At 65.0% G+C, this 17723-nt stretch carries 11 protein-coding genes; 9 read left to right on the top strand and 2 right to left on the bottom strand.

Features of this window, described 5'->3' with window-relative positions:
* Positions 1-125: 125 nt before the first annotated feature.
* The 3 genes from DPR14_RS06270 to DPR14_RS06260 all read left to right on the top strand — a co-directional run bounded on the left by DPR14_RS06270 (position 126) and on the right by DPR14_RS06260 (position 6273).
* Positions 126-3893: a vitamin B12-dependent ribonucleotide reductase gene (locus tag DPR14_RS06270; RefSeq protein WP_158044382.1), complete on the top strand. Its 3768-nt coding sequence runs from the start codon at positions 126-128 to the stop codon at positions 3891-3893.
* Positions 3894-4496: 603 nt separating this feature from the next.
* Positions 4497-5336, top strand: a complete 840-nt coding sequence (locus DPR14_RS06265; RefSeq protein ID WP_192499315.1) for a beta-1,6-N-acetylglucosaminyltransferase — start codon at positions 4497-4499, stop codon at positions 5334-5336.
* 124 nt (positions 5337-5460) lie between these two features.
* Positions 5461-6273: a beta-1,6-N-acetylglucosaminyltransferase gene (locus DPR14_RS06260; protein ID WP_192499314.1), complete on the top strand. Its 813-nt coding sequence runs from the start codon at positions 5461-5463 to the stop codon at positions 6271-6273.
* Positions 6274-6291: 18 nt separating this feature from the next.
* Here the strand turns inward: DPR14_RS06260 and DPR14_RS06255 are convergent, their stop codons facing one another.
* The gene (locus DPR14_RS06255; RefSeq protein WP_158044379.1) at positions 6292-7935 is read right to left on the bottom strand and encodes a calcium-binding protein; all 1644 of its coding nucleotides are present in this window, start codon (positions 7933-7935) and stop codon (positions 6292-6294) included.
* A gap of 988 nt (positions 7936-8923) precedes the next feature.
* Between DPR14_RS06255 and DPR14_RS06250 the strand changes: the two genes are divergently transcribed.
* The 6 genes from DPR14_RS06250 to DPR14_RS06225 all read left to right on the top strand — a co-directional run bounded on the left by DPR14_RS06250 (position 8924) and on the right by DPR14_RS06225 (position 17324).
* Complete coding sequence (locus DPR14_RS06250) at positions 8924-10336, top strand: UDP-N-acetylglucosamine 1-carboxyvinyltransferase (RefSeq protein ID WP_158044378.1); 1413 nt, start codon at positions 8924-8926, stop codon at positions 10334-10336.
* Positions 10312-11220, top strand: a complete 909-nt coding sequence (gene murB, locus DPR14_RS06245) for a UDP-N-acetylmuramate dehydrogenase (RefSeq protein WP_158044377.1) — start codon at positions 10312-10314, stop codon at positions 11218-11220. The genes DPR14_RS06250 and murB overlap by 25 nt, the downstream gene beginning before the upstream one ends.
* Before the next feature lie 9 nt (positions 11221-11229).
* Complete coding sequence (locus DPR14_RS06240) at positions 11230-12546, top strand: MATE family efflux transporter (protein WP_158044376.1); 1317 nt, start codon at positions 11230-11232, stop codon at positions 12544-12546.
* Positions 12547-12562: 16 nt separating this feature from the next.
* The gene (locus DPR14_RS06235; RefSeq protein WP_192499313.1) at positions 12563-13561 is read left to right on the top strand and encodes a glycosyltransferase family 2 protein; all 999 of its coding nucleotides are present in this window, start codon (positions 12563-12565) and stop codon (positions 13559-13561) included.
* Entirely contained in the window at positions 13558-14805 is a 1248-nt protein-coding gene (locus DPR14_RS06230) for an O-antigen ligase family protein (protein WP_158044374.1), read from the top strand. Before DPR14_RS06235 ends, DPR14_RS06230 begins: the two co-directional genes overlap by 4 nt.
* Before the next feature lie 275 nt (positions 14806-15080).
* Positions 15081-17324, top strand: coding sequence for a GumC family protein (locus tag DPR14_RS06225; RefSeq protein WP_158044373.1), 2244 nt, complete (start codon positions 15081-15083; stop codon positions 17322-17324).
* Between the two features lie 83 nt (positions 17325-17407).
* Here the strand turns inward: DPR14_RS06225 and DPR14_RS29010 are convergent, their stop codons facing one another.
* On the bottom strand, positions 17408-17677 hold the full coding sequence (locus tag DPR14_RS29010) for a M10 family metallopeptidase C-terminal domain-containing protein (protein WP_158044372.1): 270 nt from the start codon (positions 17675-17677) through the stop codon (positions 17408-17410).
* Positions 17678-17723 lie beyond the last annotated feature (46 nt).

Raw genomic sequence — 17723 nt, 5'->3', positions numbered from 1 at the left:
CCAATCCACGCACAGGATATCGTGGCCGGCCCGGACGGGCGAAGGCCGCGGTGCCACGGGGCAGCAAGAATTTTCAGCCGGCGCCGGCCAGAGACGGCGCCCGCCAGAGCCAGGGGACCACTCAGATGCGGATCGAGCGACGTTTCACGACCGAAGGAAAGGACGCCTACGACGGAATCGAGTTCCGCCGAACCACCAGCGAGATCCGCAATCCCGACGGCTCGGTCGTGTTCCAGCTCGCCGACATCGACGTCCCGGCCGACTGGAGCCAGGTCGCCTGCGACATCCTTGCGCAGAAGTATTTCCGCAAGGCCGGCATTCCCGCGGCGCTGAAGGCGGTCGAGGAGAACACGGTCCCCAGCTGGCTGTGGCGCAAGGTCGCGGACGAGGAGGCCCTGAAGCGCGTCTCCAAGGAGAACCGGCTGGTCGGCGAGACGTCGGCCCGGCAGGTGTTCGACCGGCTGGCCGGCACCTGGACCTACTGGGGCTGGCAGGGCGGCTATTTCGACGCCGAGTCGGACGCGCGCGCCTTCTTCGACGAGATGCGCTACATGCTGTGCCGCCAGATGGCGGCGCCCAACAGCCCGCAATGGTTCAACACCGGCCTGCATTGGGCCTACGGCATCGACGGCCCGGCCCAGGGCCACTACTACGTCGATTTCCGCACCGGCGAGCTGACCGCGTCCCTGTCAGCCTACGAGCACCCGCAGCCGCACGCCTGCTTCATCCAGGGCGTTCGCGACGACCTGGTCGGCGACGGCGGGATCATGGACCTGTGGGTGCGCGAGGCGCGGCTGTTCAAGTACGGCTCGGGCACCGGCTCCAACTTCTCCAAGGTCCGCGGCGACGGCGAGAAGCTGTCCGGCGGCGGCCGGTCCTCCGGCCTGATGAGCTTCCTGAAGATCGGCGACCGCGCCGCGGGCGCCATCAAGTCCGGCGGCACCACCCGGCGCGCCGCCAAGATGGTCACGGTCGACCTGGACCATCCGGACATCGAGGCCTACATCGACTGGAAGGTGACGGAGGAGCAGAAGGTCGCGGCGCTGGTCGCCGGCTCCAAGCTCGCTTCCAAGCACATGAACGCGGTCATGGCGGCCGCCACCGAGGGCTTTTCCCCGACCGACCCGAAGCGCCTGGACCCCAAGGAGAACAAGGCGCTGAAGAAGGCCGTCGTCGCCGCCCGCAAGGCGATGATCCCGGAGAACTACGTCCAGCGCGTGATCCAGTTCGCCGGCCAGGGCTACACCTCGATCCAGTTCAAGACCTACGACACCGACTGGGATTCGGAAGCCTACCTGACCGTCTCGGGCCAGAACTCCAACAACTCGGTCCGGATCTCCAACGACTTCATCGAGGCCGTGCTGGACGACGCCGACTGGCAGCTGATCCGCCGTACCGACGGCAAGGTCGCCAAGACCCTGAAGGCTCGCGACCTGTGGGAGAAGATCGGCGAAGCGGCCTGGGCCTGCGCCGATCCGGGCGTGCAGTTCGACACCACCATCAACGAGTGGCACACCTGCCCGGCGTCCGGTCGCATCAACGCGTCGAACCCGTGCTCGGAATACATGTTCCTGGACGATACGGCGTGCAATCTGGCATCGCTGAACCTGATGACCTTCCGCCGTCCCGACGGCGAGTTCGACATCGAGTCGTTCGAGCATGCCTGCCGGCTGTGGACCGTCGTGCTGGAAATCTCGGTGCTGATGGCTCAGTTCCCGTCGAAGGAGATCGCCCAGCTCAGCTACGAGTTCCGCACGCTGGGCCTCGGCTACGCCAACCTGGGCGGCCTGCTCATGGCGGCCGGCATCTCCTATGACAGCGACGAGGGCCGCGCGCTGTGCGGCGCCATCACCGCCGTCATGACCGGCGTGTCCTACGCGACTTCGGCCGAGATGGCGCAGGAGCTGGGCACCTTCCCCGGCTACGAGATCAACCGCGACCACATGCTGCGCGTGATCCGCAACCACCGGCGCGCCGCCTATGGCGATGCCCCCGGCATCGGCCAGGGGAACGGCCCGGAATACGAGGGCCTGTCGGTCCTGCCTGTCGCGATCCGCGAAGACGAGTGCCCGAACCCGGACCTCGTCGCGGCGGCCCGGCGCGCCTGGGACAACGCGCTGGAGCTGGGCGAGCTGTACGGCTTCCGCAACGCCCAGGCCACGGTGATCGCCCCCACGGGCACCATCGGCCTGGTGATGGATTGCGACACCACGGGCATCGAGCCCGACTTCGCCCTGGTGAAATTCAAGAAGCTGGCCGGCGGCGGCTACTTCAAGATCATCAACCGGGTGGTGCCGGAGGCGCTGCGCAAGCTGGGCTACACGCCGGGGCAGATCGAGTCGATCGAGCGCTATGCCGTCGGCCACGGCACCCTGAAGGCGGCACCCGGCGTCAACCACGCCGCGCTGAAGGCCAAGGGCTTCACCGACGAGACGCTGAAGGCGCTGGAGCAGGGCCTCGCCAACGCCTTCGACATCAAGTTCGCCTTCAACAAATGGTCGCTGGGCGCCGAGTTCTGCACCGAGGTGCTGGGCATCCCGGCCGCCGCCCTGGATGATTTCGGCTTCGACATGCTGGCCCACCTGGGCTTCTCGCGGGCCGAGATCGACGCGGCGAACACCTACTGCTGCGGCGCCATGACGCTGGAGGGCGCCCCGCACCTCCGCGAGGAGCACCTGCCGGTGTTCGACTGCGCCAATCCCTGCGGCCGGATCGGCAAGCGGTATCTCTCGACCGAGAGCCATATCCGTATGATGGCCGCTGCCCAGCCCTTCATCTCGGGCGCCATCTCCAAGACCATCAACATGCCGAACTCGGCCACGGTCGAGCAGTGCAAGGACGCCTACATGCTGTCCTGGCGCCTGGGCACCAAGGCCAACGCGCTGTACCGCGACGGCTCCAAGCTCAGCCAGCCGCTGTCCAGCAGCATCCTGGAAGGCGCGGACGAGTCGGAGGACGAGGATACCGTCCAGGCCATCATCGACGCCCCGCCGGCGGAGCGGGCGCCGATGGTCGCGGAGCGGATCGTCGAGAAGGTGGTCGAGCGCATGCGCGAGCGTGCCGACCGCGAGAAGCTGCCGCACCGGCGCAAGGGCTACACCCAGAAGGCGGTGGTCGGCGGCCACAAGGTGTATCTGCGCACCGGCGAGTACGAGGACGGCCGGCTGGGCGAGATCTTCATCGACATGCACAAGGAAGGCGCCGCCTTCCGGTCGCTGATGAACAACTTCGCCATCGCGATCTCGATCGGCCTGCAGTACGGCGTGCCGTTGGAGGAGTTCGTGGAAGCCTTCACCTTCGTCCGCTTCGAGCCGTCGGGCCCGGTCCAGGGCAACGACGCGATCAAGATGGCGACCTCGGTGATCGACTACATCTTCCGCGAGCTGGCGATCAGCTACCTACAGCGCACCGACCTGTCACACGCCACTCCGGACGACCTGTTCCCGGACAGCCTGGGCACCGGCGACGGCGAAGGCAACCTGCCCCCGGCGGCGGAGCGTTTCACCAAGGACACGCTCGACGCCGTGCAGAAGGTCGCCAGCAAGGGCTATGTCCGGTCCAACCTGCGCGTCCTGCCGGGCGGCCAGTCCACCCGCGCCGTCACCGCCATGGCGGTGGCCGCGGGGGTTCAGGCAACCGCGCTGGCCGGTGGCGGGGCCGGGATGGGCAACGAGGCGACGGCCCGCGCGCTGTCCCCCGACCAGTCCCAGCCGGCCGTCGCCGTGGCGGTCGCGACCGCGCCGGCGGCCGACCAGCGGATGGAGCGGATCCGCGAGGCCCGCGCCAAGGGCTATGAGGGCGATCCCTGCGGCGAGTGCGGGAACATGACACTGGTGCGCAACGGCACCTGCATGAAGTGCGACACCTGCGGGTCCACGACCGGCTGCTCCTGAGCGGCGCCGAGGGCTACGGTTCCCTGGGAACCGCCGCCCGCCCGCACCTGATCTGAACGGGCTTTGCCCGCCGCGGCCGGACGGCTGTGGCGGGCAAATGCGTTTCGGCTGTCCGGGAGGGCCGTACCGGCGAAAAGTCGTTTCCCGTCGAAATTCCTGTTTCCTCAAATCGCCCGCTCCGGGAAGCTGCGGCGCTCTCAAATCCAAATACAGCACTCCAGCGAGACGCGACTACCTCATAATATAATTATGGGATTTATCCGAGGGACTGCTCGGGAAACCGGCCCGGCTAATCTCAGGAGGCACGACGAACGATTACCTTTCCTTGCAACATTGCCTGGAAATGCTCGAAAGGTCGACATCCTGATGTTTTACCCCTGTCTTCGTTACTTGATTGGCTCAAAGCCGAGGGATAACGTTCGAGGATGTCGCCGCGTGTCCGGGATGCGCCCCGAACACCTTGGCAATGCGGCGCATGGTTCCTAGAGGTCTCAGCTTGAACGATAATCAAACCGGATGCGGACTGAGACGACCCCGATCGACCGGCACTGTTGGTGAGCGGCATCAATGAGTGGAGCCCCGCCGGCTGGAGTAGCCCCTGGTATGAAAGTTGTTTATCAGATTACCCTGTACCATAAGAAGGAACAGTTCAGATGGTTGATGGCCGCGCTGTACAACGACCTTGATTATTTTCTGATTCATGTCGACAGGAACTCCCCTGAAAGCTATGTTCGCGATATAATTGAGATTTGCGGCAATCGCCCCAACATCCACTTCCAACGGCCGCTTCCAATCTATTGGGGCGGCTGGAGCATCGTTGAATCACAGTTGCAAGGCTTGCAGGAGGCCATCGAACGTTGGCCGGATTGGCAATATTTCTTAAACTTAAGTGGTCAGGATTATCCGCTCCGCCGCCGGGAAGGCATCATAGAATATCTGACTGGATTGGACGGCTCGAGCGGCATAGCATGCATGTCATTGCCGGACCTCGGCATAAGCATCCGTCGCCGCACCTGGTTCCAATGCATTGAATATGGGCACCGAGTCCATCGGCTTCCCTTGCCCAGAGCCGATCTGCTCGTCCGCAGGATACACTGGAAAGGATCTGGATGGCATATTCTCTCGCGCAATTTCAGCGAGTGGGTCGTATCGAGTCCGACCGCGATGAAGTGGCGCAGACGCTGCAGGCGCGTGATGTTCCCGGATGAGTTCTATTTCCAGAACGTCATCATGGACAGCCCTTTCCAATCAGCACGGTCCAACGACAACGGGAGGTTCGTGCTGTGGGAGCAGGCCTCTTCCCGGCCCACCGTGCTGCGCAGGCGCGATTTCGACCAGATGATGGAAAGCGGAAAGATGTTCGCCCGCAAGTTCGACAACGACCAGGACATCGACATCGTCCGGGCCATCGCCCAGAAGATCGGCCATCCGACACCCGAGTAATCGAAGGAGACCTTTGGTCCATTGCTTACAGGAAAACTACCCCGATATCCCGTAGCGGCGAGGGTCTAGAGAGACCGATATGAAGATCGCATACATCATACTCGCTCATAAGAACCCGCCGCAGATGGCGAGAATGCTGCAGGCCCTCAGCCATGACGGAGCATCCTTCTTCGTCCACATCGACGGCAAGGTGACGATCGATCCCTTCATGGCGGCCGTCAGGGAAAAAGGATTGGACGCGTATTTCGTTCCGGACAGGCAGGATGTCCTGTGGGGTGGCTACAGCATGGTCCAGGCGACGATCGACACCGTTGCGGCGGCGCTATCGGTGGGTCCGCACGACTATTACATCCTGTTGAGCGGTTCCGATTACCCCATCCGGCCGGCCGGCGATCTCCTGGCGGAACTCGGCGCAGCCCGGAACGAGTACATAAACCGCCACCGGATGCCGGCGGACCACGTGGGCAAGCCCATCAGCCGTCTCCAGCATCCCTATCGTGCGACCAGGGACCCGCGGAAACCGCAGGCCCGGATCATCAACGGCCTTCTGAGGCTGCTCCCCAAGCAGGACTACAAGAAGGTGCTCGGCGAACTGGAACCGCATGGCGGGTCCCAGTGGTGGTGTCTGTCCGAACCCTGCATCCGGTACATCCTGCAGTTCATCGACAGCCGCCCGGAATTCGTCTCCTTCTTCAGGACGGTGAAGATCCCGGACGAGATCATGTTCCACACCATACTGTCGGGGTCGCCCTTCGAGGACCGCGTCAAGCCCGCCCTGATGTTCACGACCTGGGAACAGAAAGGGATGAGCCCGCGAACCCTGACCGCCGCCCAGGTTCCCCAGTTGCGGGAAAGCGGAAAATTCTTCGCCCGGAAGTTCGATCTGGATGGCGATCCCGGAATCTTCGACCTCATCGATGCCCAGCTGAGGCGGTAAGGACCGAAAGCCGGGTCCTCAGAAAAGGCCTATCCTCTTCACCGCGTCGGGAAGGTCGCGCGTCTCGATGATGCGCAGGTCGGACGGGCTGACATTCTCGACATCGACCGATCCCCCTCCGATCCTTCCGAGGTCGACCCGCGTACCCGTCTGCGTCCGGTAGGCCGCCCCGCGGGTCTCCCCGTCATCTCCCCCGCGGGTTCCGCCCTCACCCCCCTGGCTGGAGGCAAGCTTCGCCAGGACGAGGTCGGTCACGGCCGGACGGCCCTCCGACCGTCCCTCCGACCGGGAGTCGTCGCAGACGGCGAGGAAATCCGTGCGCGGGTCGAAGCCGACTATGGTGTCGTGGCTGCCGTCGGCGCAGATGACGAACGTGTCGGTTCCCGGGCCGCCGACCAGGACGTCGTCCCCGGGTCCGGCTACCAGGATGTTGTTTCCCGACCTTCCGTCCAGCCGGGCACCGCCCGCGGCTGCGATCAGCAGATCGTCCTTGTTGCGCCCGCCGACGGCGTTCTCGAACGTCACGCGGTTGGTGCGCCGGTCGGACGGCGGGCCCCAGCGCTCCCCCTCCATGTTCCAGTAGACCGACGGGATCCACATGCCGTGTCCGTCATAGACATCCGACCTTTTCACCTCGATCTGGTTGTGATGGCTCCTTCCTCCATGGAAGTTGACATCCCGGTCGGTGAAATCGATCGAAATGTCGTTGTAGGCATTGGCCGACCAGCTGTGGAAGGTCACGCTGTGCCGCATTCCCCGGTCCGAAAGATCGCGCAGGCGGCTGGCGAAGACCGTCCCGAGATGGACGGCATAACCTTGCCCGCCCTTCTTGTTGTGCGCGCCGTCGGCTGAAAGACGTTCGCCATCCAGGCCATAGGTCCTGTAGAACCCGAAGGCGCCGCTGGCGGCATCCTGGACATGGATGTTCCTGAGGCGCGGGTCCTTCAGCCCCTCCAGCCGAAGCGCATAGGTATGCATCTTGAAGTCCGGAAGCTTCTCCTTGCCCCAGTTCAGCGGGTCGGCCCGCCCATAGGCATAGGTGATCGTCATGTCCGAGATGGAAACGCCTGTCAGCAGGTCCAGCCGCTTCGCCACCGCGCTGTCCGCCGAATAGTCGAAGCCAACGGGAAGGCTCAGGCTGATCTGGTTCCCGTCGACCCTCTCGACGATTGCCAAGGTCTCCCTCAAGGGAAACTTGAACATCCACGGCTTGATCGCGTCCCGCCGAAAGCCGATCGCGTCGAAGTAGGCGTCGTCGTTGGGTTGGGCAAGGTGGATCGCATCTCCGGGCCGGACCGCGTTCTCGCCCCGGATCCGGATGGTACGGTCCGACGCCTTCGCGTCCGCAGCCAGCTTGAACGAGGGTCCGGCGGTCCCGCCGACGAACTCCACGGCATTGTCGCCGGACCCCGGCGGGAAGTTCCACTCCAGCGTCGTCCTGCCGATCCCCGCCCCCGCCAGGGCGATGTCGCCGCGCCTGATCCGGAGCTTGGACGAGAACTCGTAACGCCCGGCCAGAAACCGGATCGTCGCCCCGGTCGGGGCGTCCTCGATCATCTTCTGAAGCTCCGGCGCCGATATGCCGAGGGGCACGATCCTGTCGGGTATGCCGGATCGCGACTCCCCGGCCCCGGCATACCCCGCTGTCACGGCAAGCACCATGGCAATCATCGCGACGAACTTACAGACGAAGAGAGTAATTCCTGCAATCGCTTTCTCGCCAAGCATCATGGATGAGCACCTCCCGATCCTCATACAACGTTGGTCGGGGACATTGGCTGCCATAGTCAGCTTCGTGAAAATGAGCAATGTCAAAGATTAAACTCCTGCTGTATCGATGATAAACTTTAAGCGGAAAAGTGCCAAAGTTGGGACAAAGCTAGATTTCGTAAATTCTTATCCAGTAAATTGCCTAAATTTAGATAGTTTTGAGTTTGTTATAATGCCCACTCGCTATGATTTCACCTGAAATAGCCTATTATGTTAGCACTCCAATGGCTTATCCGTATTACCACTAATCTTTAATTTCCTTGGCCTTCAGCTGACAAACACCCTACCGGGGTTTGCCCGGTCCATTTTTTTGCTTTGCCCTTTGCCGATAGAGATACAATAGTGTTGCTACAGCGCATGACCCAGCTGGATTGGGTTCTTTTAAAGGAACGTTGTCGGTGACAAATTTATACCAATGCTAATCTTTAAATCAGACAGTATTGAATTGGCCTCCGCAACCAAGTTTGATGGGGGTTTGCCTGCTGAAAAGCCTCCCGAGATGACAGAAGTTCCCGACCAGAAGCCGCGCCACGATCGATGAGTCCACAGATTTTTACCTCCACGTTGCTCTCCGGACATGCTGAAGATCCCCCTGCGAACGATCCCGAACCGGAGTCCGCCAAGTCGATGACCGGGCGGGACGAAGCCGGATCGGCGATCCCCGCGGAGCAGCTTCGCCGTGCGGGCTCGCCGGTGGCGATCCGGTTCCGTTGCGCCCCCCGGGGCGATCCGATGACCCGGGTCATCGGATCGCCCATTTCCGTTTCCCAAAGTTTTCACGGCACCCGCGATCTCGAACCGATCGTTCAGGGTACCGGCCCGACGGCCATCAGTCTTTGAGGCCGAGGCCGGCCGAACCCATATCGAAAGGACCAGATGCATGTGGACCCCTCGCCCCGCTGCCAACAACGCTACCGACTTTATCTCGATCGAGGGCGGCGCGCGTCTGACCGGGCAAGTCCGCGTTCCCGGCGCCAAGAACGCCACGCTGCCGGCCCTCGTCGCGGCGTGCCTGTCCAGAGAACCGACCACGTTGACCAACGTGCCGCTCGATCTGGCCGACGTCAGGCTGATGATCACGACCCTCGGCGCCCACGGCGTGCAGATCACCTTCGACGGCCCCAGCACCATCACCCTCAATGGCGGCGGATGGCACGGCGGGGCGTTCTCGCCCGAGCTGTCGACGCGGTTCCGCCATGTCCTGCTGCTCATGGGCCTGTCGGCGTTCTACCAGGTCCCCGCCGACCTGACCGGCGTCGGCGGCTGCTCGCTGGGCAGCCGCAAGCATGACCTGCATGCCCAGCTGTTCTCCGACTTCGGATACTTCGTCTTCGACAATGAGCGGTCGTTCAGCATCTGCGGCGGCCCGAAGGCGGAGACCGTCACGACGTCGTTCCACTATCCGTCGTTCGGCGCCACGCTGAACTTCCTGTTCGCCGCCGTCGGGCGGGTCGGGCAGCAGTCGATCCTGCACAATGCGGCATTGAACCCCGAGGTGATCGACACGATCACGCTCCTGCAGTCCATGGGAGCCGAGATCGCCTGGGATGCCAACCGCACCCTTTCGGTCACCGGCCCGCGGAAGCTGCGGGGCGTCTCGCACCAGATCCTGGGCGACCGCGTCTTCGCGGCGACGCTGGCGGCGGCGGTGGCCTGCACCCGCGGCGAGGCCCTGGTCACGGGCGTCGGCGCGGAGTACCTGGCCAACGAGTTCGCCGTCTGGAAGGCCGCCGGCCTTCAGGTCCGGCCGACCGCGACCGGGTTCGATGTCTCCTGCCCGGACAGGCTGACCGCCCAGGACGTCTCCACCCGCCCCTATCCGGGCTTCCACACCGACATCCAGCCGCTCCACACCGTCATGATGTCCCTCGCCCGGGGCACCTCGCGGGTGACCGAGACCATCCTGGACGACCGGTTCCGGTACTGCCCGGAACTGGTGCGCATGGGTGCCCGCATCGACGTGGTCGACGGCGGCTTCACCTGCGTCAACGGCCAGGAAGGCAAGATCGCCGTGGTCGAGGGCGTGGAACGGCTTCACGCCTCCGACGTTCAGGCAACGGACATTCGCGGAGGTGCTGCCGTCGTCGTCGCCGCCCTCGCGGCCGAGGGCAGGACGTCGATCGGAAACATCTACCAGCTGGACCGCGGCTATGCCGACCTGACGACCGTGATGTCGTCTCTCGGGGCCAAGATCCAGCGGGTCAACGCAGCCTACTCTCCCGCGGCATCCGCGGAACAACGAACTCCTCTCAACAAGCGAGGCGCAGCATGCCTGACCCCTTTGCCGGGCTGACTACGCAACGGCCGATCCGCTGCGACGAACCGCTCCATCCCTATACGACCTGGAAGGTCGGCGGGACGGCGCGGTGGTTCTGGGAACCCGACGGCGCGGCCTTGTCCGACGTGCTGCGGAGATGCCGTGAGAACGGCATCCCCGTCCGAGTGCTCGGCCGCGGCTCCAACGTGCTGATCGACAGCCGCGGCTTCGACGGCCTGGTGATCTGCCTGCGCAACAGCTTCCTCGACATCGGGATCGAGGGAGCGACGGTGCGCGCCGGAGCCGGCGTGCAGTTGCCCAAGCTGGCGCGGACCGCGTCCCGCGCCGGGATCTCCGGCTTCGGGTTCCTGGTCGGCATTCCCGGCTCGGTGGGCGGCGGGACGGCCATGAACGCGGGCCTTACCGCCAAGGGCCGCCGCGAGATCTCGACGATCCTGGACTCCGCCACGGTCGTCGACCTCGCCTCGGGCGAAACGGCCACCGTGGACGCCAGCGAACTCGGCCTCGACTACCGGCAGAGCAGTCTGGCGGAGAAGCAGTGGATGGTCACGGAAGTGGTCTTCCGCGGTCCCTCGATGGGGGACCCGAAGGAGCTCATGTCTGAGATCCGGGCCCACATGGCCGACCGCCACGCCAAGCAGCCGCTGGACCGCCGCACCGCCGGAAGCACCTTCAAGCAGCCGCCGGGCGGTGCCGCAGCCGGTTGGTATATCGAGAATGCCGGCCTGAAGGGCTGCCAGATCGGCAGCGCCATGATCAGCCACAAGCATGCGAACTGGATCGAGAACACGGGTGAGGCCACGTCCGACGACATCAGGAACCTGGTCGAGCACATCCAGGAGGCGGTCGCATCGCGCTTCGGCGTCGCTCTGGATCCTGAAGTCACTTTCCTGATCTGAGAACACGCAATGCGGCTCAAACCCCTCGGCCAGGCGGCGGTCCTGTTCTCATCGCGCCTGCTTGTCCGTTTCACCGCCCTGCTCACCCTGCTCGTCGTGGCGCGGGCGCTGGACTCCCACCAGTTCGGCTTCTACGCCTACGCGGCGCTGGTGGCGCTTTTCCTGTCCTCGGTCGGGCATCTGGGAATGCGGCAGGCCGGCGCGCGGAGCCTGGGCCAGCAGGCGGCAAGCCGCGCGCAGATCGAGCAGGCCAGCCTGATCAGCTGGGTGCTGAGCTCGCTGGCCTCCGTCGCCATCGCCACCCTGCTCCTGTGGCACTACGACGATATCTCGACCGTCTCCAAGAGCCTCGCGGTCGGCGCACTCCTGCCGATGCTGTTCGTCAACATCTACCAGGGAATGAACCTGGGAGAGGGAAAGGTCGAGCAGCTCGCCTGGGCCGACCTGATCGGGCGGATCATCCCGCTGGCCTTGATCGCCCCCATGGCGCTGCTGGATGACGTGACCCTGGAATTCGCGCTGGGAGCGACGCTTGGCGGCCAGTTCACGGCCGCCGCCTATGTCGGGTGGACGCTGCGCCTCGGCGCCGCCGGCCGGGCTCCCCTGGAGCTGGCAGGGTTCTGGCGCCTGCAGCGGACGGGGATGAAGTACATCCTCCCCTACTCTCTCTACATGGGCAACGGCCTCCTGGTCGCCCATCTGGTCAACACGCTTTCCTCGCTTGCCGACGCCGGCCGCTATTTCGGCGTATCGAAGCTGTGCGAGATCTTCTCGGAGATCGCGGTCGCGGTGGGCACGACCCTGTTCTCGCAGGGCGTCCGGGAGTCGGGCCGCGCCGAGGATCTCGCCTCGGCTCTGGGCATGATCCGGTTCTCCGTCTTCCTGTTCATCTGCATATCGGTCGTCCTCGCGGTCGGAGCCCAGCCGGTCGTCTACCTGATGCTCGGAAGCGACTTCCTGCCCGCCGTGGGCGCCCTGCGGATCCTGATGATCGGCGCGCCGTTCGGGGCTCTGCTACGCATGCTGCAGATGTACCTGGCGTCCCAGGGCCAGCCCCTCGCCGGCACCGCGGTCCTTGGGCCCTCGATCGTCGTCCAGGGGCTCCTGTGCTGGCTGCTGATCCCGGAATACGGATTGATCGGCGCGGCAACAGCCACCGTGATCGTCCAGGCCGCCGGTGCGGTCGGTATCCTGATCCTGTTCTGCAGACGGTTCAAGACATCCCCGATCGATGTTCTGCTGATTCGCCCCCGGGAATTGTGGAGCATCCTTCGCAACCTGTCCCTGAAGATCTTGCGCCGCCAAAGGAAGCTCCATGTCGCCTGAACGAAACCAAAACTCCGTGCGCCCGTCCGCGCCCCTGGTTTCCGTGGTTACCGGCTACTACAACCGCGGACCCCTGGTGCGGCGGACCATCGATTCGATCCTCGGTCAAAGCTTCGCGGATTTCGAACTGATCGCGTTCGACGACTGCTCGAAGGACGATACCGCAAAGCAGCTGGACGCCTATGACGATCCCCGCCTGACCGTGATCCATCACGAGCGGAACACCGGGTTCACCAAGGGCATCATGAACGCGATCGCCCGGTCCCGGGGACGCTACGTCGCGGTCCAGGGCTCGGGCGACGCGTCGGCTCCCGACCGCCTGGCCCGGCAGGTCGAGATGTTCGAGAGGAACCCCGACGTCGTCGCGGTCGGCTGCCATTACCGCAACATCGTGGAAGGCAGCGGCATGGTCCGGGTGCGGACCCCGTCGGCCGAGGGCCTCACCCTCGAAAAGCTCAGGAAGAGCAACATCTTCTCGCATGGCGAGGTGATGTTCCGCCGGGATGCCTACGAACGCGCCGGCGGCTACCGGAGCGAGTTCACCTTCTCCCAGGACTACGACCTGTGGCTCAGGCTGATCGGGCAAGGCAGGTTCGCGGTCGTGCCCGAGGTGCTGTACGACCGTTTCGTCCAGTTCGACGGCGTCTCGTTCGAGCCCGCGAAACTGAGCAGGCAGGTCCGCTTCACGCAGCTTGCGGTCCAGCTCTCGCACCTGAGCCCGGCCCTCCAGGAGGAGCGCTTGGCCGAGCTGCGGGCGCGCGGCATCGACAGCATCGTGACGCTCCGCGAACAGTCGATCCAGGCCCAGATCTTCAAGGCCGCGTCAAAGCTGATGCTCTTCGGAAATGCCGCGCAGGCCCACCAGCTCGCCGCGAAGCACCTGTCTTCGCGGCGATTCAGGGCAGCCTATCTAATCCTGAGTAGCCTTGCCGGAAAGCCGATGGATCGGGTCACGCGCCCGCTTCTTGATCGTATACTGACGATCGAGCGCCGCGCACCCAAGGCAATTCCATGAGTCGTTTCCTGCTGTTTCTGGCGTTCATCGCCTTCATGCTGACCGAAGTGCAGTCCCCGCGCTTCGGCGACGAGGAACGCCGCCTGTTCGCCCCGCTGGTCCCCCTGATCCTCGGCGGGGCCGTCTTCATGCTGAGTCCGCGGCTGATGCGGATGCCCTACGCCGTGGCTGCGTCGCCCCCCGTGGTCTGGCTCCTGGCCTACCTGGGATGGGTCGCCGCCACAACGGTCTGGTCCACCAACGTCGCGGAGTCCGCCTTCGCCCTGGCGATCCTGGTCCTGGCGCTGCTGGTCGGCATCGGCCTGTCGATCCTGCCGACCGACCTGACGATGCGCGCCTTCGTGGCCTCGGTCGTCGTGGTCAGCCTGATGGGCTGGCTGGCGCTGGGGGCCGGACAGAACGCCATGCTGTCGGACAACCCCTTCATCTGGCGGTTCCGCAGCATCCTGACCCATGAGCAGCGGCTTGCGCTCGTGACCGGGCTGGCGGCCACCTTCGTCATGATGTGGCTGACCGACCGCGAGCACGGCTTGAGCCGGCGCGTCCTGATACTGTGCAGCGTGCTCGCCGTCTGCCTGATCTCCCTGGCCGCGACGCAGGCGCGGTTCTTCACGGCGGTGTCCCTGCTCATGATCCTGGGGGTGATGATCTATCGCCTGCGCCGGGACATGGGCAGCACGTTCCTGCTGCTGACCCTCAGCGGGGTCGCCGGGGCGTGCCTGATGATCATCGCCGCGACCCTGCTGTCCCGGGGCGATGCCGACGGGACGCTGACCAACCGAATCCCGATCTGGCTGATGACGCTTGACGCCATCCGCGACGACCCGATCGTCGGCCACGGGCTGGCGACCTTCCGGTTCGGCGCGGTCGACAAGTGGAATTGGGTTCCCGCCCATGCCCACAACATGTGGCTCAACGCGGCGTTCGAGAACGGCTGGCCGGCGGCCCTGCTGCTCACCGTCTTCTTCATCTCCACCATCCGGAGCGGCATCGCCTATACCCGTGCTTTCGGTGTGCTGTCTCCGTCGCTGATCACCTCGATCTATTGCCTGATCACGGGCATGATGGGAATCACCGCGGGCAGCAACAAGCTCAGCCCGATCTACGGCCTGTTGATCCTGCTGGTTTGCCAGGAAGCTCGGGAAATGTCGTTGCTCCGCCGCATCGCGCCGAGCCGGCAGCCCGGTGCCGCCCAAGGCTACCCTGCCTCCATCGTGACTACGCGAGAGGCAATCCGATCGTAGGATCGTGAACCTTCCGGAAGGACGCCGATATCCGGATAGCCCTTATCATATGGCTATTCGGCCAAGTCGCGCCTTTGCAGAGGCAAAGAATCGATGCTAAGGCTAGCGTCTTGGGACACCGGGCGCGAGTACACGTTATTTGATGTGAAATAGTACGTTGAGGAACATGCAGAGTTACAGGATAGCCGGTCAGGAACAAGATCATCATGTATTGCGATCTTCTTCTCTCGTATTTGTGGTGACCGACCCGAGAGGTTGCGCTGGAGGAACTTGCCGTGGCACGTAACCAACTTTCCGCCCCATCCAGGGAGTTGCCTCCAGCGCGGGAGGGCGGCTCCGTCGTCCTCCAGATTCGTCCACCCGAGGAAGACCGGATCATAGACCTGTCGAGGTTCTTCTCGCTGCTGTACCGGGAGCGCTGGCTGATCCTTGCCGTGACGCTGCTGACGGCCGCCTTGGCGGGCACGGTCCTGACCCAGATGGCTCCCCAGTACCAGTCGTCCGTCCTTCTCAAGGCCGAGAGCGGAGCGGCCAAGGGGAGCGGCCTGGAAGCGCTGCTGCCGGCGATTTCCGGCGAGGACGCCGGCCTGCGCTCCGAGATCGACGTGATGAAATCCCGCACGATCGTCGGACGGGTGGTCGACCGGCTGGGCCTGGTCGAGGATCCGGAGTTCAATCCGGCGCTGGACGATCCCAACCAGGGCGCGCTCGCCCGGCTCTGGGAGAAGGCCTACTCCACGGTCGTCGGGTTCATCCGCGGCGGCGGCCCGCCCCCGACCGAGGAGGGCATCCGCTACATGACCGTGGATTCGACGGCGAGAAACCTCGGCATTTCCAACGATGCCGGGTCCCTGTCGATCCTCGTCAGCTTCCATTCCTCCGATCCGGCCAAATCGGCCCGCATCGCGAACACCCTGGTCGAGGAGTATCTGGCCTACCGGAGCGCCGAAAAGCTGAACATGGCGCGCTCGGCCACCGGCTGGCTCGGCGAGTCGATCAACCAGCTGCGCGAGCAGGTCCGCGACGCGGAGCAGGAGGTCCAGGCTTTCCGCGCCGAGAACAACATGGTGGATACGGAAAGCGGTCCCGTCCTGGTCCAGCGCATGTCGGAGATGAACGCCCAGCTGGTCCAGCTCCGGGCCGAGCGGCAGACGGCGGAAGCCAAGCTGCAGTCGGCACGTGATGCCCTGAGCAGCGGCGGCGCCGTGGCCGAGATGCTGGACTCGCCGGTGATCCAGCGGCTGCGGGACCAGGAAGGCGAACTGTCGCGGCAGCTCACCGAACAGTCCCAGCTGGGCCGGCGCCATCCCGTGATCATCGAGCTGCGGTCCAGGCTGTCCGCCGTGCAGAACGATATCCAGGCCGAGATGCGCCGGATCGTTTCCGGGCTGTCCTCCAACGTGGTCGCCTTCAAGGCGCGCGAGGTCAGCCTGGAGCGGGCCTACAACACCCTGTCCGAGGAGATCGGCGGCCAGGGCCAGGCCCGCGCCCAGCTGGACCAGCTTCAGAGCGAGGCCAGGGCGCTCAGGGCGACCTTCGAGCAGACGCTCGCGCAGTACAAGGCGATCGACAACCCGGACCGCCTGTCGGCACCCGACCTGTCGGTCGTGTCCGCGGCCGCGGCGCCGATCTACCCCGCCTTCCCGCAGAAGATCCCGATGCTGGCGGGCGCCGCCATCCTGGGCATCCTGCTGGGGGCCGTAGCCGCCGTCCTGCGCGACCTGCTCGACCGCAGCATGCGCAGCCTGGAGAGCGTCGAGTCGTCCCTGAACGTCCCCGTTCTCGGCCTGGTCCCCCGGCTGAGCCGCTCCAGGGCCAGGAACCCGGGCGCCTATCTCCGCGACCGGCCGGGTTCGACCTTCGCGCAGGGAATGCGCGACATCGCCCACGCCACCCAGGCGGGGACGGCGACGACCGGCCGGAACGTGATCCTGGTGACCTCGACGGCGCCGGACGAAGGCAAGACCACCTTCTGCGAGGCATTCGCCGTGCAGATGGCCCGGATGGGCCGCAAGGTCCTGATCATCGACGGCGACCTGCGCCGGCGGGCGACCAGCCGGCGACAGCGGGAAGGCGGCGTCGACCTCAGCGCGATGCTGCAGCGGGGCCTGCCCTACGAGTCCGTTCCCCGGCACGACCCGCGGCTGGGCGTGGACGTCGCCCCGTCCTTCTCGGCCACGCCCGAGCCGGACTTCCTGCTGAACTCCGAGCGGATGCAGCAGTTCGTCACCATGGCGTCCCACGACTACGACCTGGTCATCATCGACAGCCCGCCGATCGGGGCGGTTCACGATGCCGCGATCCTGGCGTCGATGGCGGCCCAGTGCATCTACCTGGTCCAGTGGGGCAAGACGCCGAAGTCGGCGGCCCTGGCCGGCCTGCGCAAGCTTCGCCGGTTCGCCGACGACATCCATGTGACCGCGGTGCTGACCCAGGTCCACATGCGGCGCTATGCCAGCTACGACAAGGGGATCTACAGCCCCTACGGCGCCAAGTACGAAAGCTACTTCCGGAACTGACCCCGGAGCGGCGCGACCAGGAAGGAGCCGCCCGGCACGACCGCCGGGCGGCTCCTTCCGTCTCCAGCGAGGCGGTGAACGCCTCAGAGAAGAAAGAACGATTTCTCGATCGACGTGGGGCCGGTGACCTGGAGTTCGAAATCGGCCACCCCGTCCCCGTTGACGTCGCCCTGGGCGATCCGGAAATCATTGGCCTCGTACCACCGGAGCTGGCCTGCCACCTTGCCGAAGGCGGTGCCGCCGATGAAGGTGAAGGCCTGGTCGCCCTGGAGCGTGACGTTGGCGTCGATCCCCCTCAGGTCGATGATGTCGATCCCGGGCTGGAAATCCAGGATGTTGTCCCGCTGCCCCATCCCGGCCCGCTGTCGCCGACGGAATCGAAGACGAAGCGGTCCGCCC

This window comes from Skermanella pratensis (assembly GCF_008843145.1).
Lineage (GTDB): Bacteria > Pseudomonadota > Alphaproteobacteria > Azospirillales > Azospirillaceae > Skermanella > Skermanella pratensis.
This window is presented reverse-complemented; position numbering and strand designations above follow the sequence as displayed.

Excerpts from the sequence above, each read along its gene's own strand:
- DPR14_RS06240 (WP_158044376.1), top strand. The coding sequence starts at position 11,230 with ATGCGGCTCAAACCCCTCGGCCAGGCGGCGGTCCTGTTCTCATCGCGC.
- DPR14_RS06230 (WP_158044374.1), top strand. The coding sequence starts at position 13,558 with ATGAGTCGTTTCCTGCTGTTTCTGGCGTTCATCGCCTTCATGCTGACC.
- DPR14_RS06250 (WP_158044378.1), top strand. The coding sequence starts at position 8,924 with ATGTGGACCCCTCGCCCCGCTGCCAACAACGCTACCGACTTTATCTCG.
- murB (WP_158044377.1), top strand. The coding sequence starts at position 10,312 with ATGCCTGACCCCTTTGCCGGGCTGACTACGCAACGGCCGATCCGCTGC.
- DPR14_RS06255 (WP_158044379.1), bottom strand. The coding sequence starts at position 7,935 with ATGGTGCTTGCCGTGACAGCGGGGTATGCCGGGGCCGGGGAGTCGCGA.
- DPR14_RS06260 (WP_192499314.1), top strand. The coding sequence starts at position 5,461 with ATGGCGAGAATGCTGCAGGCCCTCAGCCATGACGGAGCATCCTTCTTC.
- DPR14_RS06265 (WP_192499315.1), top strand. The coding sequence starts at position 4,497 with ATGAAAGTTGTTTATCAGATTACCCTGTACCATAAGAAGGAACAGTTC.
- DPR14_RS29010 (WP_158044372.1), bottom strand. The coding sequence starts at position 17,677 with ATGGGGCAGCGGGACAACATCCTGGATTTCCAGCCCGGGATCGACATC.
- DPR14_RS06270 (WP_158044382.1), top strand. The coding sequence starts at position 126 with ATGCGGATCGAGCGACGTTTCACGACCGAAGGAAAGGACGCCTACGAC.